A 14,120-nucleotide genomic window follows, 5' to 3' on the forward strand; every position below is an offset into this window, starting at 1 on the left:
ACGGAATTTTATTTTCCCAAATGACAATTTCGCAAGCATCAGTGTTTTCGTGGGTATGATCGTTGAATTATTGGTTATTGTCTTGAATGAATGCGGGCGATAAACCGGCGAACATTAAAAGATTTGATGGAAACAAAAGAACCCGAACTTTTCTCACACGGGTTTCCGAATGTAGTGGGCAAGGAAATCCACGAATACTGCAAAGCACCGAGATGTTCCAATGTCTAAAACAGCGTTTGGAACGAATTGTCGGATCGGGGTGACGGCTTTCCATTTCGTTACGGTTTCGAGTTTTACAAAATTGCGTTCGAAATGTCTTGATCAATATTTCAAAGTTACAATTCTAAACTTCTGTCATTGAATTTTAAAATTTTTGGATTGACGATGTCTCTTCGGCATAATAATGTTGCCGCCATGAAACAGATTATTCTAGTAGTGCGAACGCGTATGGGGCAAATGGTATAACCATTCGGCTAATAGCCACTCATACGCGAAACAGGCTCCCTCGGGGGCCTTTTTTATTACCTTATTGAATGCAGTCGACGAGTAGGAAAAATGAAAGAAGAACCAAAACCAAAAGACAGTTTCGATGGAAAAGCAATGTCTGGTGCGGAAATAGTAGTGCAAGCGCTTATCGATCAAGGCGTCAAGCATGTTTTCGGCTATCCGGGCGGAGCCGTTCTTCCGATTTTTGACGAGATTTATCAGCAAGGTTCATTTAGACATATTCTCGTTCGCCATGAACAAGCCGCTGGTCATGCAGCAGAGGGCTACGCCCGCAGTACCGGTAGAGCCGGCGTTATGTTGGTGACTTCCGGTCCGGGCGCTACAAATACCGTTACGGCATTGCAAGATGCTTTGATGGATTCTATTCCGCTTGTCTGTTTTTCGGGGCAAGTGCCCACAACGCTGATCGGTACAGATGGTTTTCAGGAAGCCGACACTGTCGGAATTACCCGCCCGTGCACGAAACATAACTGGTTGGTAAAAGACGTAAACGACCTTGCCCGCATTATTCATGAAGCTTTCTATATTGCCCAAACGGGACGACCTGGACCGGTTCTCATTGATATTCCAAAGGATGTTCAATTTGCGTCGGGAATTTATACCGCACCGCGTTCTATGCCACGTCAGAGCTATCGTCCTCAGCTTGATGGAAACAGAAAAGCGATTGAATACGCCGTATCATTGCTTGCTGAAGCGAAGAAGCCGGTTATCTATACCGGTGGCGGGGTTATTTCTTCAGGAAATGATGCTGTAAAATTCCTCCGTGAGCTTGTTGCTCTTGGAGATTTCCCTATTACATCAACGCTTATGGGGCTGGGAGCCTATCCTGCATCAGGAAAGAACTGGCTTGGCATGCTTGGCATGCACGGAACCTATGAAGCCAATATGACAATGCATGATTGCGATGTAATGTTGGCAATCGGTGCACGTTTTGATGACCGTATTACCGGTCGTCTTGATGCTTTTGCACCAAATGCAAGGATTATTCATATTGATATCGATCCTTCATCAATCAACAAAACCGTGCAGGTCGAAGTGCCGATTGTTGGTGATGTCGCACATGTTTTGGAAAATATGGTAATCGGTTTGCGTGCTGTAAAGCCGGTACCAGACGAACAGGCAAGAAAAGCATGGTGGGATGAAATCAACCACTGGAGGGCACGCAATTGCCTGGCTTATAAGCACAGGTCCGATGTCATCATGCCGCAATATGCGATAAAGCGGCTTTATGAACTGACAAAAGACAAGAAGGCATATATCACTACAGAAGTTGGCCAACACCAGATGTGGACAGCGCAGTATTATGGTTTTGAGGAACCCCGCCACTTCATGACATCCGGTGGATCGGGTACTATGGGTTACGGTTTTCCCGCTTCGATCGGTGTGCAAATTGCCCATCCCGACGCATTGGTTGTTTGTGTTGCGGGCGATGCGTCAATTCAGATGAACATTCAGGAATTGGCAACAGCAATGCAACATAAAACACCCGTCAAGGTATTCATACTAAACAACCATTATATGGGAATGGTGCGTCAATGGCAGCAACTTCTCCATGGAAACAGGTTGTCGAATTCCTACACTGATGCCATGCCGGATTTTGTAAAACTCGCCGAGGCTTATGGAGCCGTCGGTATCAGATGTTCAAAACCGGAAGAACTCGATGGGAAAATCAAAGAAATGCTTGAATGCGATAAGCCGGTTTTCTTTGACTGTGTAGTTGCCAAGCAGGAAAATTGTTTCCCGATGATTCCATCGGGTAGGGCTCATAACGATATGCTTCTTCCTGATGAAGCCAATGATGAATCAATTCAGAATGCCATTGATGCAAAAGGTCGCTCGCTCGTATAAGGGATAAGATGATGAACGCACAGAATTTAAGTTTTGGCTCGGCTTATTTTATCGAGCCGAATAATGACCCGATGGAAACACATATGCTTGCAGTTCTCGTTGATAACGAACCGGGCGTGCTTGCCCGTGTTATCGGGATGTTTTCGGGACGCGGCTATAATATTGAAAGCTTGACAGTTTCCGAAACGGAACACGCTGAAAAGCTCTCCCGTATTACGGTTGTGACACGGGCGACACCACAAGTCCTTAACCAGATTCGTCATCAATTGGAACGCATTATACCGGTTCATCGTGTGGTCGATCTTACTGTTCGTGCACGCGAACAGGGGCAAGACGGGCCTATCGAGCGGGAATTGGCGCTTATCAAAGTGGCGGGAGAAGGTGCCGATCGTGTGGAAGCTTTGCGTTTGGCCGAGGCCTTTCATGCCAAGGTGATTGACGCGACAGTTGAACATTTTATTTTCGAAATTACCGGCCGTTCCGCAAAGGTTGATCAGTTTATCTCGATTATGGAACCATTGGGATTGGTTGAAATATGCCGTACCGGTGTTTCGGCTATGAACCGTGGTCCGGAAGGTATGTGATAACGAAAAGCCAACCGATAAATGAAATTGAAGGTCGCTACCGCAAGGTGGCGGCCTTTTTTGATTTTTAAAACGTGATCTTTAAGACAATTGCATAGCCTGAAGAAATTCTTTTCTGAGGCAAGCAACTAATTTCTTTGCGTCCATCGGTCGGGAAAAAGGAGCACCTTGTCCTGCCCAATAAGCACCGAATCCGAAGTCGTGTTTTTCTTTGGCAAGACCGGCAATTTGTTTTGCCGCGTCATAGGCATAAGGATATGGAGGCACGTCTTTATCCGGCAGATGTCGGGTAAAATCGACAAAAGAATTATAAAGTGCACGCGCTGGCCGTCCCGAGAAAGTACGGGTCATGACTGTATGATATGCGGATTGACTGGCGAGAGTTTGTTTATACCCTTTATCGGCTTGTGATTGGGGGCAAGCAATAAAAGCTGTTCCCATTTGCACGGCGCTTGCACCTGCTCTTATGCATTCTGCAATATCCTGACCATCCATTAATCCCCCGGCTGCAACGACAGGGATAGAAAGATTTTCCAAAATTATCTTTAAAAGCTGTTTGAGCGAAAGACCCGAGTCCGCTAAATTTTCATCAAACACCCCGCGATGCCCGCCGGCTTCATATCCTTGGGCGATGATTGCATCCAAACCGGCTTTTTTAATTGCGACAGCTTCATCAAGATTGGTTGCTGTTGCTATGAGATATATTCCGGCTTGCTTCATCACCGAGATTTTATCCGGTTCAGGAAGTCCGAAATGGAAACTGACAATTGCCGGTTTTTCTTTCATAACGAGCTGAAACAGTTCGTCGTTCATATAAAAACTGCTATAAATTTCCCTTAAGTTTTGAGGTGGATCGGCATTGAAACGGTGGAATAGCGGGCTTAACTTCAAGAGCCACGCGTTATCAATTTGTTTGTCGGGTTTGATAGGCTTATGGCAAAAAAAATTGATATTAAAAGGTCGCTTGGTTACTTTTTTCAATGCTTCGATTGCATGAGATGCAGTCTCTGGCGACGATGCGCCCAAGCCCAGAGAGCCGATTGCACCATTGTTGCAGACTTCTGCGGCAAGCTCGGGCGTAGAAACTCCGGCCATGGGAGCTTGAATAAGCGGCATGTTGATATTGAAACGATGACAAAAATCGGTATAGGACATGTCTTCCTCCCTAAAAACACGAGCTTTGTTTTTAAAAGGACTATAATGGACTTGCTCTGAGCCGTCGAATCCTGTTTGGATAAATTATGCAATTCTCACCACAACAAGATAAAGCACTGACCAGCGTAGCAACGTGGCTTAAAAATGGTCAGTCTCAAGTTTTTCGTTTGTTTGGCTATGCGGGCACGGGGAAAACGACCTTGGCACGCTATTTTGCTGAAAGCGTTGACGGCACGGTTCAATTTGCCGCTTTCACCGGTAAAGCGGCACAGGTGTTACGCTCGAAAGGCGCAAGTAATGCGCGAACTATTCACTCTTTGATATATCGCCCAAGGGGTGAAGAAGAAGTTGCCGACGAAAATACGGGAAAAACATCAATGGCGCCGATGTTTTCACTCAATCGCCAAAGTCCGATTGCGCAGGCAAAACTTGTGGTCATTGATGAATGTTCAATGGTCGATGAACAACTCGGGCGCGATCTCATGAGTTTTGGAACTCCGATTCTTGTGTTGGGCGACCCGGGGCAATTGCCGCCGATATCAGGGGGAGGATTTTTTACCGAACATGAACCGGATTTTCTTTTGACGGAAATTCATCGTCAGGCGCGGGATAACCCGATTATCCGTCTTGCAATGGATGTTCGTGAAGGACGCGATATTGATTATGGCGATTATGGTGCGGCCAAAGTCATAACAAGAAAACAGGTTGACCAGAAGCTGGTTCTCGAAGCTGATCAGGTTCTCGTGGGCATCAACAGAACACGTCGCCTTTATAATAAAAGGCTACGGGAGCTTAAAGGATTTACAGCTGACTATCCTCAATCGGGCGATAAACTTGTCTGCTTGCGCAATGATCCTGCAAAAGGCCTGTTGAACGGATCGTTGTGGAAAGTGATGACTGCATCCAAGGAAACTGTAAAACCCGGAATCAGTTTGCTGGTAACTCCGGAAGATGACGATCGTGGTGTTGCAAAGATAAAGTTGTTGAAAGCGGTTTTTGATGATCCGGAAAGCGAAATATCATGGCAAATGAAGCGCCGTTATGATGATTTTGACTATGGCTATGCATTGACCGTTCATAAAGCCCAAGGTTCTCAATGGGATAATGTTGTATTGTTTGACGAAAGTTTTGCCTTTCGTGATACACGCGAACGTTGGCTCTACACGGCAATTACCCGTGCAGCAGAACAATTAACAATTGTAAGATAATCACTTCTTCTGATAAATATTAAGTGCTGTTATTTGAAATAAAATAACAAGTTATTGATGGCTATGAGGAGAATAATCATGCGGGTGAAAGACAAAGTTGCAATCGTCACCGGTGGTGCAAAAGGTTTGGGCGAGGCGACATCACGTCTTCTTGCCAAAGAAGGTGCAAAGGTTGTTTTAACCGATCTTGATGAAGTTCAAGGCTTGAAGGTTGAACAGGCAATCAAAAAAGCCGGCGGTACCGCGAAATATATGAAGCACGACGTTTCCAAGGAAGAACAATGGAAAAAGGTCGTTGACGACACAGTCAGTCTCTTCGGTCGGTTAGATATTCTGGTAAATAACGCCGGTGTCGGGCATTCTGCTTCAGCAGAAGATGAAACGCTCGAAAAATGGCGGTTTCTGCAGTCGATCAATCTTGATGCGGTTTTTCTTGGCACCCGTGAAGCTATACGCGTGATGAAATCTCAAAAGAGCGGTTCGATTATCAATTTGTCGTCGATCGAAGGCTTGGTAGGAGATCCGACGCTTGCTGCTTATAATGCAAGTAAAGGCGGGGTTCGATTGTTCACCAAGTCTGCAGCATTACACTGCGCAAAGTCCGGTTACGGTATACGCGTCAATTCGGTCCATCCGGGTTATATCTGGACGCCGATGGTAGAAGAAAGTGCCAAAGAAAGTGGCGACGTTGAGGAAAGAAAAGCAGCCTTGACTGCTCTTCACCCGATCGGAAAATTGGGTACGCCTGATGATATTGCTTATGGCATTCTTTATCTTGCTTCCGATGAATCGGGTTTTGTTACCGGTTCGGAACTGGTTATTGATGGCGGCTATACTGCTCAATAAAATAGTCTGTCGCGTGGCGAGAATTCTATGCTTATTTTGATGGAGCAGCCTCCAAGGCTGATGACAAGGATGTCGAGATCTTTTCGACATGCACCCGATTTAGAGTTTAGAGGTTTTAACGAATAGAAGTATAGTTATTTATCAATTTTCACATTACTCAGATTGCGATTGTTGATCGCCAAAAAAACGCCCATCGCAAAACATTGCGATGGGCGTTTAATTTTTAATTCAACGGCTATTTCGTTGAAAACTATTTGCGTTCGTTGATAGGAACATAGTCGCGGCGTGCAGCACCGGTATAAAGCTGACGCGGACGGCCAATTTTCTGTGCCGGATCCTCGATCATTTCTTTCCATTGAGCAACCCAGCCGACGCACCGTGCCAAGGCAAACAGAACCGTGAACATATCGGTCGGGAATCCCAAAGCTTTCAATGTAATGCCGGAATAGAAATCAACATTCGGATAGAGCTTCTTCTCGATGAAATATTCGTCGTTAAGAGCGATGTGTTCGAGTTCCATAGCGATGTCGAGAAGCGGATCATCTTTGATGCCAAGTTCGGTTAGAACTTCATGACATGTTTTCTGCATGATTTTTGCGCGCGGATCATAGTTTTTATAGACGCGGTGCCCGAATCCCATCAGGCGGAAAGGATCATTTTTATCCTTGGCGCGGGCAATAAATTCCGGAATTCTATCAACCGAACCGATTTCCTGAAGCATTTTCAGGCAGGCTTCGTTCGCACCGCCATGAGCAGGGCCCCATAAACAGGCAACGCCTGCGGCGATACATGCAAACGGGTTGGCACCCGAAGAACCGGCAAGACGAACAGTCGATGTCGAAGCGTTCTGTTCATGGTCGGCATGAAGAATGAAGATGCGGTCCATGGCGCGTGCCAGTACCGGATTAACTTTATATTCCTCACAAGGAACAGCAAAACACATGCGCAGGAAGTTGGCCGCATAGCCCAAATCGTTGCGCGGGTATACAAACGGTTGGCCGATTGAATATTTATAAGCCATTGCAGCCAATGTTGGCACTTTCGAGATCAACCGGATTGATGCGATCATCCTTTGACGCGGATCAGAGATATCAAGTGAATCATGATAGAAAGCCGACATTGCACCAAGGCATGCAACCATCACAGCCATCGGGTGTGAATCACGACGAAAACCATGAAAGAAGCGCGAAAACTGTTCGTGAACCATAGTGTGTTCGCGTACCGTACGGTCGAAATATTCTTTTTGTTTTTTACTTGGAAGTTCACCATAAAGAAGCAGGTAACAGGTTTCCAAGAAGTCGCCCTGGTCGGCGAGCTGGTCAATCGGATAGCCACGGTAAAGCAATACGCCTGCATTACCATCAATATAGGTGATTTTGGATTCACAAGAAGCTGTTGATGTAAAACCCGGATCGTAAGTGAATGTTCCGGTTTCTTTATAGAGCGGAGCAATTTCAATGACATCCGGTCCCATAGTACCTTTACGAACTGGAAGTTCGATGCTTTTACCATCAACGGTTATATGTGCTTTATTATCTTTCATGTGTCTTCCCTTTCAGACCCTCCACCCCACAAACGATGAGGTACCGCGTTCATATTACAGGTAATGACTGCGGCTCATGTCCAATGCCTGTGTTATTTTCCAGATTATCCGAAAAGCAGAGTCTTGCAATCGTTAAGTTGTCTATTTTTGCGTTACCGGTGTCAATCTTGTGTGATTCAGGCTTGTGTGATTCAAACGGACTGACGTGATCAAGCAGGGAAGTATTGCGGTTAACAGACAGTTTTGTTAAAGAGAGTTCGCCGGCATTCAAACTTTTTTGATAAAAAATGCCACAGCTTATTCAGAAAAAGCTGTGGCACATAATGTAAATTATCAGGCAGGCTTATTCAGCTGCGTTTTTCAATCAATCTGGTCATGAATTCGCCCGAGCGACTCTTGACGTCCGAGAATAACGAGAACGTCAAAAACACCGGGTGAAACTGCTTTGCCCGTTAATGCCGCGCGTAACGGTTGGGCAACTTTGCCAAGCTTTAGTTGGGCATCTTCGGCATACTGTCTGATGATTTTATCAAGCTGTTCCTTGTTCCAGTCGGTAGAATTTTCAAGGGTCGGATACAGAGCTTTTAAAACGGCTTTACCGTCTTCATTCAAAAGGTTCGCGGCTTTTTCATCAAGCTTCAATGGCCGTTTGGCAAAAATGAACGCTGCGTTATCAATAAGCTCGACAAGGGTTTTTGCGCGCTCTTTCAGTTCCGGCATTGCCTTCAGGAATTCAGCACGATTTTTCTCATCAAGTTTTGCTAAAAGTTCTTTGCCGCCTTCAATTTCAGGCAGAATAGAGAGTGCTGCGTCGAAAAGCTCTTTATCATCGCTCATGCGCATATATTGACCATTGATCGCTTCAAGCTTTTTAAAATCAAACCGTGCTGCACCCTTATTGATGTCGTCAATATCAAACCAAGAGATCATATCTTCTGTCGACATGATTTCGTCGTCGCCATGGCTCCAGCCGAGGCGGACAAGATAATTCCGCAATGCAATAGGTAAATACCCCATAGCCCGATAGGCATCAACGCCAAGGGCGCCGTGCCGCTTTGAAAGTTTTGCACCGTCTGCGCCATGGATAAGCGGAATATGGGCCATAACAGGAACATCCCACCCCATAGCCTTAAAAAGGATTGTTTGGCGCGCTGCATTGGTCAAGTGGTCATCGCCACGAATGACATGGGTGACTCCCATGTCATGATCATCGACGACAACGGCAAGCATATAAGTGGGAGTTCCATCCGAACGGAGAATAATAAAATCGTCCAGATCTTTATTCGGGAAATGAACATCCCCTTGAACACGGTCATGAACAACCGTTTCTCCCTGCTGCGGGGCTTTGATACGGATAACCGGTTTCACACCTTTTGGGGCTTCGGAAGGGTCGCGATCGCGCCATATACCGTTATAACGCGGCGGCTTTCCTTCAGCGCGCGCTTTTTCGCGCATTTCAGTCAATTCTTCCGGCGTTGCATAGCAATAATAAGCCTGACCTTTCTTGACAAGTTCTTCCGCAACCTCACGGTGGCGATCAACACGTGAAAATTGGGAAATGGGGTCACCATCCCATGTCAATCCCAACCATTTTAATCCGTCAATGATGGCATCGACTGCTGCTTTTGTTGATCTTTCGCGATCAGTGTCTTCAATGCGCAGCAGCATTTTGCCGCCAGTGTGTTTGGCATAAAGCCAGTTAAAAAGAGCGGTACGTGCCCCCCCGATATGGAGAAAACCGGTTGGTGAAGGGGCGAAACGTGTAACTACGGGCGTGGACATAATGTCTCCAGATTTCTACAAGTATTCCATTGTCAGCATGGCGTCGAACCATTAGCATAGACTCAGTTTCATGCGCTAGCCATGCCAACGGGGACAGATAGAATTATAAAGCAGAGAAATGCATTAGAAAGCAAATCAAAAGCGCAAGGGTTGATCAGCCAATCCAGAAATTTCAAGACGACGTCTGCTGCGCAGCTTTACAGTCCGCTTGAACGGCATGTTGTGAGTCTGCCGGATGATATACCATTTATCGATCCTTATAGAACAGGGATAAAACGGTTTTACAAAAAACTCTCCGATGTATTTTTTAACGCCCACGCGTCATTTGTTTTCGAGTTTGAACAAGGATTATTGTTTTTATTAATCCCCGTCTTCATGACCATTGGTGCGGTGATTTATTTTACCCTTGATTATGAACCTGACGGTTTAAGAATCTCAGCCTATTGCGGTTTGATGACTGGTCTTCTTATTTTATCGCGCCATTATAGACCGGTCTTCTATTCGACAGGTTTGGTGACCTGTATTTTCCTTGGTGCTTTTTGTTCAAAGGTAGAAACATGGCGAACCGCCACCCCAATGCTTGGCAGCGATATTTCCACAACAATCAAAGGCCGCGTCGTTTCGATTGAAAAAGCAACAAAAGGGAAATCTGTTCTTGTTGTCGATTTGTTGTCGACGGAAAAGCCACATTTGAATTACGCTCCGGATCGGGTGAAATTGAGCGCCCCGATAAACAATATCATATTGGAACCTGGAGACGGCATTGAAGGCCGAGCAAAATTGCGCGCATCGTCGGGGCCAATTCGTCCTGACAGCTATGATTTCAGCTTTGCCAATTATTTTCAATCAATCGGTGCACAAGGATATTTTGTTGGGAAACCCACAAAAATCCGCGTTGAACAGCCGTCTTCGTTGACAGAGCGTTTTTCTCTTGCTGTTTCGCGTCTGCGTCTGGCGATGACGACAAGAATAACCGATGCAATAAGCGGGGAAACAGGTAGCATCGCTTCTGCGCTTATTACCGGTCAAAGGGGCGGAATTCTTCCGCAAACCAACAATGCGTTACGTGTGGCAGGACTATCCCATATATTGTCAATTTCCGGTTTGCACATGGCAATGGTCGCCGCCATGGTGTTGATTGTTATCCGAACAATGCTTGCATTATTCCCGTCATTTGCTTCACTTTATCAATCGAAGAAAATCGCTGCCGCAGCTGCATTGGCCGTATCTGCCTTCTATCTCTTATTGTCCGGATCGGACGTGGCCGCACAACGCAGTTTTGTAATGGTTGCCGTTATGCTCATTGCAATCATTTTTGACCGTTCAGCAATCACCATGCGTAATCTTGCTATCGCGGCAATTATCACTTTGGTTGTGGTTCCCCATGAAGTGTTGGGACCAAGCTTCCAGATGTCGTTTTCAGCAACTGCCGCTCTGGTAGCTGTGTTCGGTTGGTGGAGCAGGAGGCACAAATCCCATTCGCAAACTACACCGATGTTTTTTGGCGCTGGAATTATCCGCGTCATTTTGTTTCCCGTTATCTCGACGGCAGTTGCTTCCCTTGTTGCCGGACTTGCAAGCGGAATTTTTTCTGCCTACCATTTTTCAAATACGGCTCCGCTTGGCATTATCAGTAATGCTTTGGCATTTCCTGTAATGTCCTTAGTCGTCATGCCTTTTGCCTTGGTGGCGGTATTGGCGATGCCTTTTGGTCTCGAATGGTGGCCATTGCAAATTATGGGGGCAGGGGTCAAAATAGTCGAGAAAATTGCTTATGATGTTGCCGCTATTTCTCCAGACATTAATCCTGGCTTGATGCCTCCTATCGCGTTGATTTTTTTCTCGCTCGGGCTTGTTATCCTCTTATTTTGCAAAACGAGATGGTGTCTGTGCTCAATAATTTTCTTCTCAATGGGGGTATTTTCTATCGCGGTTCAAAAAACGCCTTTTCTGCTTATCTCCGAAGATAAAGGCGCAGTCGGATTGGTGAGTGATAGAACACTTAATATAACTGATAATAAACCCACACAATTTACTGCGACAGTCTGGATGCGTTCCTATCAATTAGACCAAATCGTCGGCCCTGCCGAAGCCGGTCAGCAAAGAGACGGGCAATTTCTCTGCGATAACGGCATTTGTGTGGCGCAAAAGACCAATGGTTTGAAAGTAGCTGTTATTGAAAAACAGGTGAATGGTGATCTTTCTTGTCCGGATGGCGATATTATCGTGTTGTCACCCAATATCCATATAGCCAATTGTCATCCGAGACAAAAAATTATCAATGAAAGTCTGTTGGCATGGAAGGGAAGTATACTGGTAACCGAGGATGGGAGAATTATATCGTCGATAAAATCCGGATCGTCACGTCCATGGAATGAACATCGAAGATATTTGCAAGCTTTAAGATGAGCATTTAAAAAAATCGAATTGAATTCAATTGATGTGTCTTGCTATATAACTCTTTGATTGGTCATGCGAACCTGTGTTAATTCGCATAAAATGCGACGAATGCCATAGCGGCGATTTTGTAAATCGCATTTCAGGTTTATTCACGTGACGAGGTAATCAAGGCCTCAATTTCCGTTAACAATGTGTCATGTGAGAAACGACAAAAGTTCACACGCAGAATTCAATATCCAGAATGCAGCTTAAGTTTTTACTCATCGGATGAAATATCAGCCTATATGTATTTTCAGATGTTAGAAGTCAATATTTTAAAATTTCGAATCTCGGTATCTTTAGATGAATGGGTGAAACCTGTCTTCAAAATATCTCCGAAACTTAAATTCATACACAAAATCAAAATATTAGAAAATAAAATAGCCAGCGCAGGATTGCGGTTCCCGCTCTGGCTCACGAAATAAAAAGTTATTCTTTGGCTTCTGCATGCTCTGCCGATCCGGCGTTGAGCTGGCCATATTTTTCTTCGCCGATCTTATTAAGAAGAGCAAGTTGTGTTTCCAGAAAATCGATATGCCCTTCTTCGTCTTCCAACAATTCGTCAAACAATTTTTTCGAAATATGGTCGGAAAGTTCCGCACAAAGCTCACGGGCAACACGGTAAGCTTCTCTTGCCTCGTATTCACCGGCCAAGTCGCACTCAAGAACTTCCTTGATATTCTGCCCGATGCGCAAAGGTGCAAGCGTTTGTAGATTGGGGTGACCTTCAAGAAAAACGATACGTTTTACGAGCTTGTCAACGTGTCCCATTTCTTCAATGGATTCTTCACGTTCCTTATTGGCCAGTTTCGTATATCCCCAATCTTCAGTCAGGCGATAATGAATCCAGTATTGATTGACTGCCCCGAGTTCCAGAAAGAGTGCTTGATTAAGCCGCTCTATGACCTTTTCGTGACCTTTCATGTTGACCTATTCTCCTATATTTCAATCGCAATGCGCGCACACGATCAAGATAGGAGATAATTTCAGCCTCGTCCCGATTATGTAGGCGGTGATAGTTTTCCGATACCCGAATAATGGTTTCAAGTATATTCGGAAAGCAACAGCAACATTTGCCGCGCTTGGCAAGAACCTTATAAATTTTTCCGGGAACAATCAATTGCCAACAATCCTCTTCCAACAGAGAATTGATAACGTCTTCGATCTCTGATTGAGTTATCACGTTACACGAACAAACAATCATTATCGATAACCAAATGCAATTAATCCATACGACTCATATAAAACATGACAAACATATGAAGCTTTAAATCGAAAATCAACCTGAAACTAGATATTTTTTATCAACTATAAAATCGGGGTATAAAGCTATAATTCTGGTAAAAATGTCGGTTTTTACGCATATGACAATTGCAATTTATTAGCCAACACGTAAGAGGTAGGAACATTTTTCTTGGAAAACAGATCACGATGGATTCATTGGAGTTAAAAAAAGCCGCCGCAGCGAAAGCTGTCGAATTTGTCGAAGACGGGATGAAATTGGGAATTGGTACGGGGTCTACTGCCAATGAATTTATCCGTCTTCTAGCAGAGCGGGTCAAAGCTGGATTGCACATTACGGGCGTTGCAACCTCGAAACGCTCCGAAAAATTGTGTCGTGACCTTGGAATACCTGTTGCCACACTTAATGAAACACCTCATCTTGATCTCGATATTGACGGCGCTGATGAAATCGACCCTCATCTTGCCCTTATTAAAGGCGGTGGTGGGGCATTGCTCAGAGAGAAGATTGTGGCATTTGCCTCTTCACAAATGTTGGTTATTGCCGACAGCTCGAAGTTGGTGAAAACACTTGGCGCTTTTCCTCTGCCGATCGAGATTAATCCTTTCGGGCTTGAAGCAACTAAAGAAGCAATTATAAAAGTAGCAGACCGTCTTCAGCTTCCGGCAAATATTAAGCTACGCGTAAGAGATGACAAAACTTTTGTAACCGATGGTGGACATTTTATTGTTGATGCATCATTTGGCCGCATTTCTGATCCAGAAAGACTTTCCGAAGCACTTTTTTCGATACCGGGTGTCGTCGAACACGGTTTGTTTTTGAATTTGGCAAAGAAATCGGTGGTTGCTATGGCTAATGGTGAAATAAAAGTTTTGGAACCGTCGGATTTTTAGAGTAAATGTCTTTTTATCGGTATATTCTTGACGACAAAAAGGGCTAAGAATAATTGACCACAATTATGGAGT

At 45.0% G+C, this 14,120-nt stretch carries 11 protein-coding genes; 6 read left to right on the plus strand and 5 right to left on the minus strand.

Annotation, left to right across the window (positions count from 1 at the left end; genetic code table 11):
• Positions 1–555: 555 nt before the first annotated feature.
• On the plus strand, positions 556–2,355 hold the full coding sequence (locus PEB0122_RS09750) for an acetolactate synthase 3 large subunit (protein WP_075914391.1): 1,800 nt from the start codon (positions 556–558) through the stop codon (positions 2,353–2,355).
• Between the two features lie 11 nt (positions 2,356–2,366).
• The gene (gene ilvN / locus PEB0122_RS09755) at positions 2,367–2,939 is read left to right on the plus strand and encodes an acetolactate synthase small subunit (RefSeq protein WP_075870886.1); all 573 of its coding nucleotides are present in this window, start codon (positions 2,367–2,369) and stop codon (positions 2,937–2,939) included.
• An 81-nt stretch (positions 2,940–3,020) separates the two neighbouring features.
• On the opposite strand, the gene PEB0122_RS09760 is transcribed toward ilvN, so the two are convergent.
• Entirely contained in the window at positions 3,021–4,094 is a 1,074-nt protein-coding gene (locus tag PEB0122_RS09760; protein WP_075917009.1) for an NAD(P)H-dependent flavin oxidoreductase, read from the minus strand.
• 86 nt (positions 4,095–4,180) lie between these two features.
• Here PEB0122_RS09760 and PEB0122_RS09765 point away from each other — a divergent pair, with 86 nt between their 5' ends.
• Together PEB0122_RS09765 and PEB0122_RS09770 are read left to right on the plus strand one after the other, a co-directional pair.
• A complete protein-coding gene (locus PEB0122_RS09765) occupies positions 4,181–5,302 on the plus strand; it encodes an ATP-dependent DNA helicase (protein ID WP_075870752.1) in 1,122 nt (373 codons plus the stop codon).
• A 78-nt stretch (positions 5,303–5,380) separates the two neighbouring features.
• Entirely contained in the window at positions 5,381–6,148 is a 768-nt protein-coding gene (locus tag PEB0122_RS09770) for a glucose 1-dehydrogenase (protein WP_318655617.1), read from the plus strand.
• Between the two features lie 250 nt (positions 6,149–6,398).
• Here PEB0122_RS09770 and gltA read toward each other — a convergent pair whose 3' ends face one another.
• Both gltA and gltX read right to left on the minus strand, forming a co-directional pair.
• Positions 6,399–7,691, minus strand: coding sequence for a citrate synthase (gene gltA, locus PEB0122_RS09775; RefSeq protein ID WP_075917011.1), 1,293 nt, complete (start codon positions 7,689–7,691; stop codon positions 6,399–6,401).
• A gap of 360 nt (positions 7,692–8,051) precedes the next feature.
• Entirely contained in the window at positions 8,052–9,473 is a 1,422-nt protein-coding gene (gene gltX / locus PEB0122_RS09780) for a glutamate--tRNA ligase (RefSeq protein ID WP_075917013.1), read from the minus strand.
• A gap of 81 nt (positions 9,474–9,554) precedes the next feature.
• On the opposite strand from gltX, the gene PEB0122_RS09785 reads away from it, so the two are divergent.
• Positions 9,555–11,882 carry a ComEC/Rec2 family competence protein gene (locus PEB0122_RS09785; RefSeq protein WP_075917015.1) on the plus strand — a complete coding sequence of 776 codons (2,328 nt, stop codon included), beginning with the start codon at positions 9,555–9,557 and terminating at the stop codon, positions 11,880–11,882.
• Positions 11,883–12,341: 459 nt separating this feature from the next.
• Here the strand turns inward: PEB0122_RS09785 and bfr are convergent, their stop codons facing one another.
• A complete protein-coding gene (gene bfr / locus PEB0122_RS09795; RefSeq protein ID WP_075870748.1) occupies positions 12,342–12,836 on the minus strand; it encodes a bacterioferritin in 495 nt (164 codons plus the stop codon).
• Positions 12,802–13,116, minus strand: coding sequence for a (2Fe-2S)-binding protein (locus PEB0122_RS11820; RefSeq protein ID WP_075870747.1), 315 nt, complete (start codon positions 13,114–13,116; stop codon positions 12,802–12,804). Before PEB0122_RS11820 ends, bfr begins: the two co-directional genes overlap by 35 nt.
• Positions 13,117–13,343: 227 nt before the next feature.
• Between PEB0122_RS11820 and rpiA the strand changes: the two genes are divergently transcribed.
• On the plus strand, positions 13,344–14,048 hold the full coding sequence (rpiA, locus tag PEB0122_RS09805) for a ribose-5-phosphate isomerase RpiA (protein WP_075917019.1): 705 nt from the start codon (positions 13,344–13,346) through the stop codon (positions 14,046–14,048).
• Positions 14,049–14,120 lie beyond the last annotated feature (72 nt).

It is taken from the genome of Ditibartonella apis, from assembly GCF_001952075.1.
Classification (GTDB): domain Bacteria; phylum Pseudomonadota; class Alphaproteobacteria; order Rhizobiales; family Rhizobiaceae; genus Bartonella; species Bartonella apis.

Bases quoted from the DNA above. Each gene is read 5' to 3' on its own strand.
- rpiA (WP_075917019.1), top strand. From the start codon at position 13,344: ATGGATTCATTGGAGTTAAAAAAAGCCGCCGCAGCGAAAGCTGTCGAA.
- gltX (WP_075917013.1), bottom strand. From the start codon at position 9,473: ATGTCCACGCCCGTAGTTACACGTTTCGCCCCTTCACCAACCGGTTTT.
- bfr (WP_075870748.1), bottom strand. From the start codon at position 12,836: ATGAAAGGTCACGAAAAGGTCATAGAGCGGCTTAATCAAGCACTCTTT.
- PEB0122_RS09785 (WP_075917015.1), top strand. From the start codon at position 9,555: ATGCCAACGGGGACAGATAGAATTATAAAGCAGAGAAATGCATTAGAA.
- PEB0122_RS09770 (WP_318655617.1), top strand. From the start codon at position 5,381: ATGCGGGTGAAAGACAAAGTTGCAATCGTCACCGGTGGTGCAAAAGGT.
- PEB0122_RS09765 (WP_075870752.1), top strand. From the start codon at position 4,181: ATGCAATTCTCACCACAACAAGATAAAGCACTGACCAGCGTAGCAACG.
- PEB0122_RS11820 (WP_075870747.1), bottom strand. From the start codon at position 13,116: ATGATTGTTTGTTCGTGTAACGTGATAACTCAATCAGAGATCGAAGAC.
- PEB0122_RS09760 (WP_075917009.1), bottom strand. From the start codon at position 4,094: ATGTCCTATACCGATTTTTGTCATCGTTTCAATATCAACATGCCGCTT.
- gltA (WP_075917011.1), bottom strand. From the start codon at position 7,691: ATGAAAGATAATAAAGCACATATAACCGTTGATGGTAAAAGCATCGAA.
- ilvN (WP_075870886.1), top strand. From the start codon at position 2,367: ATGAACGCACAGAATTTAAGTTTTGGCTCGGCTTATTTTATCGAGCCG.
- PEB0122_RS09750 (WP_075914391.1), top strand. From the start codon at position 556: ATGAAAGAAGAACCAAAACCAAAAGACAGTTTCGATGGAAAAGCAATG.